Genomic DNA, 1525 nt, shown 5'->3' with positions numbered 1-1525 from the left:
GGTTCCTGTCCCAGTTGGAGGGCGGCGCTGCTTACAACGTTCCTGTCGTGCTTCGTCTGTCGGGTGGGGTGGACGCTGCCGCGTTGGATGCGGCGTTACGGGATGTGATCGGGCGGCACGAGGTGCTGCGCACCGTGTTCCCCCTGGTCGACGGTGAACCCCACCAGCACGTCCTTGACCTGGCCGAACTGGAATGGGAGCTGGCGACGGTGGATCTGACCGCCGCCGATGCCCCGGCCGATCTGGAGGGCGCGGTCGCCGAGGCCGCCAGGGCCCCCTTCGACCTCGAGAACGATGTGCCGATCCGGGCCGTGCTGTTCGAAACGGGCGCGGACGAACAGGCGCTGGTGCTCGTCCTGCACCACATCGCCAACGACGGCTGGTCCCGAGGGCCCCTGGCGCGTGACCTCTCCGCGGCGTACGCGGCGCGGTGCGAGGGCCGCGTCCACGCCTGGGAGCCGCTGCCGGTGCAGTACGCCGACTATGCCCTCTGGCAGCGGGAACTGCTCGGCGTCGAGACGGACCCCGACAGCCTGATGGCTCGCCAGATGAACTACTGGCGTGACACGTTGGCGGAGCTGCCCGAAGAACTGGAGCTGCCTTTCGACCATGTGCGTCCCGCCGTCACGTCCCACCAGGGGCATCGGGTGCCTCTGGTGGTGCCGACGGAGGTGCACGCGCGGCTGGCCGAGCTGGCGCGGGCCGAGGGCGTCACCATGTTCATGGTGCTGCAGTCCGCCCTGTCCGTACTGCTGTCCCGCCTGGGCGCGGGTACCGACATCCCGATCGGCACGGCGATCGCCGGGCGCACGGACGAAGCCCTGGACGACCTGGTCGGCTTCTTCATCAACACCCTGGTGGTCCGCGCAGACCTGTCGGGCGACCCGACGTTCCGTGACCTGCTGACGCGGGTGCGGGAGACGAGTCTGTCGGCGTTCGCGCACCAGGACGTGCCGTTCGAGAAGCTCGTGGAGGAACTGGCCCCGACTCGGTCCATGGCTCGACACCCGCTGTTCCAGGTGCAGTTGGACCTGCACAACCAAGCCGAGGCCACCCTCGAACTGCCCGGCGTGCAGGCCGGAGGTATGTCGTCGGGCTCGGCCGTGGCCAAGTTCGACCTGGAACTGCTGGTGAGGGAGGAGTTCGACTCCGAGGGCGCACCGGCGGGCCTGCGCGGCGCGATGGTCGCGGCCGTGGACCTCTTCGAAGCGACATCGGTGGAACGGCTCGCCGAGCGTTGGGTGCAGGCCCTCGGCGCGCTCTCCCGCGACCCCGAGCTGCGGTTGAGCGCGGTGGACGTGTTGCTGCGTGACGAGCGGCGCCGTGTGCTGGGTGAGTGGTGCGGTGGGCCGGTCGAGGATGCCTCGGTGCTGGTGCCGGAGTTGTTCGAGGCGCAGGTCGCGCGGACGCCGGATGCGGTGGCGGTGGTCGCGGATGGTGTGTCGGTGTCGTTCGCGGAGTTGGATGTGCGGGCGAATCGGTTGGCGCGTTTCCTGGTGGGTCAGGGGGTGGGTGCGGAGTCGGT

The 1525-nt window shown here is 69.7% G+C and carries 1 protein-coding gene; it reads left to right on the top strand.

What is annotated here, in order from left to right:
- Positions 1 to 47: 47 nt before the first annotated feature.
- Positions 48 to 1525: condensation domain-containing protein (locus ACFT4A_RS42450; RefSeq protein WP_382842049.1), on the top strand; the 1478-nt coding region annotated here is incomplete at its 3' end.

Source organism: Streptomyces sp. NPDC057099, assembly GCF_042671245.1.
In the GTDB taxonomy this organism is placed as follows: Bacteria; Actinomycetota; Actinomycetes; order Streptomycetales; family Streptomycetaceae; genus Streptomyces; species Streptomyces purpurascens.
The sequence above is the reverse complement of the archived record's forward strand: the minus strand, read 5'-3'. Positions and strand labels throughout refer to the sequence as shown.